Source organism: Angustibacter peucedani (assembly GCF_054779595.1).
Window position 1 is genome coordinate 1 of the sequence record NZ_BAAGXY010000120.1, and the last position, 1757, is coordinate 1757.

Consider the following 1757-nt stretch of genomic DNA (forward strand, 5'->3'; position numbering starts at 1 on the left):
GCTGGCGCGCGGCCACGACCTCGGGGCAGGCGGCGAGCGCGCCGATGCGCTGGCCGCGGGCCGCGGCACGCACGACGGCGAGCAGCCGGTCGCGCACCACGCCGGCCTGCTCGTAGCGCTCGCTGCTGCTCAGCGTGTCGATCCGGCGGCGCAGGTCGCCCACCAGCTCGCGGCAGTCGCCGGCCAGCGCCTGGCGCGCCCGGGCCACGACCAGCGCGTAGTCGACCTCGGTCTGCTCGCGGGTGGTGGGGTCGGGAACGCCGGTGCAGGGCGCGACGCAGCGGCCCATGTCGGACAGCACGCAGCTGCTGCCGCCGCCGCCGGCCGGCATGCGGCGCGTGCACTGCCGCAGCGGGAAGACCTCGTGCAGCGCGTCGACCGCCTGCTCGGCCTGCCGACGTCCGCCGAACGGCCCGACGTAGGTGGCGCCGTCGTCGCGCACGGCCTTGACGACCGACAGGCGTGGGAACGGCTCGACGGTGAGCTTGACCCAGGGCGCGCGCTCGGGGAACCGCGAGCGGCGGTTGTAGCGCGGCTTGTGCTCGGCGATCAGGCGCAGCTCGCGCACCTCGGCCTCGAGCGTGGTGGCGCACACGATCGGGTCGACCCGCTCGGCGATCGCGACCATCTCGGCCATGCGGGTGCGGTGCTCGGAGGCCGTGAAGTAGGTGCGCACGCGGGTGCGCAGGTCGCGCGAGGTGCCGACGTAGAGGACCTCGTCGCGCGCGTCGCGGAACACGTAGACGCCCGGCGCGTTCGGCAGGCCCTCGGCCAGGTGGCGCTTGCGGCGCTGGGCGGGGGAGACCCGCGAGGTGAAGGTGACGAGCTCCTCGAACGAGTGCACGCCGAGCGACCCGACGCGTTCGAGCATGCCGTGCAGCACGTGCACCGTGGCGCGCGCGTCGGTGAGCGCCCGGTGGTCAGGTGTCGTCGGCGAGCCGAACAGCCGGGCCAGCGAGCTGAGCTTGCGGTTGGGCACCTCGTCGTTGGTGACGACCTGGCGGGCCAGGTGCACGGTGTCGACGACGGCGAAGCCGGGCCAGTCGCGGCCGCAGCGGCTGGTGGCGGCCTTGAGGAAGGAGACGTCGAACGGCGCGTTGTGCGCCACGAGGACGCTGCCGCGCGCGAACTCCAGGAACGACGGCAGCACCTGCTCGACCCGCGGCGCGTCGCGCACCATCTGGTCGGTGATGCCGGTGAGCAGCGCGATGAACGGCGGGATGGGGCTGCCGGGGTTGACCAGCGTCTGGAACTCGCCCACGACCTCGCCGCCGCGCACCCGCACCGCGCCGATCTCGGTGATCGCTGCCTCGCGGGGCGAGCCACCGGTGGTCTCGAGGTCGACCACGACGAACTCGACGTCGGGCAGCGGCGTGCCCAGCTCGTCGAGCGTGCCCTGGACCATCCTCACGTCCCGGAGGGTATGTCGGGGCGCCGACAGCGGCGCCGAGGCGCGCTGACCTACGCTGCCGGGGTGTCGACGGCGAGCCCCGAGCCCGCGCCGGACTCCGCCCCCGCGGCCCCGGTCGCGCTGCCGGACGCCGTGCGCCGCCGGGTGCTCGACGTCGCGGCCCAGGTGCTGGGCGGCCTGCCCGACGCCGACGTGCCCGCGCCGCTGGTGCCGGTGCGCCGGTTCGCACCAGGTCGCCGGGCCTCGGCCGGGGCGACGCCGCTGGCAGCGGCCCTCGAGCGCGACGACCTGTTCCGCGCGGCGGTGGCGGACGACGTCCGGGACGGCGGCCCCGACCTCGCGGCCG

At 75.9% G+C, this 1757-nt stretch carries 1 protein-coding gene and 1 pseudogene; one reads left to right on the plus strand and one right to left on the minus strand.

The window, feature by feature from the left end; all coding sequences use genetic code 11:
- A partial coding sequence (locus ACYVJ4_RS16930; RefSeq protein WP_460461266.1) for a DEDD exonuclease domain-containing protein occupies positions 1-1405 on the minus strand: 1405 nt, incomplete at its 3' end.
- 69 nt (positions 1406-1474) lie between these two features.
- Here ACYVJ4_RS16930 and ACYVJ4_RS16935 point away from each other — a divergent pair.
- Positions 1475-1757 (plus strand): annotated as a pseudogene (locus ACYVJ4_RS16935) (NYN domain-containing protein); the annotation flags it as partial.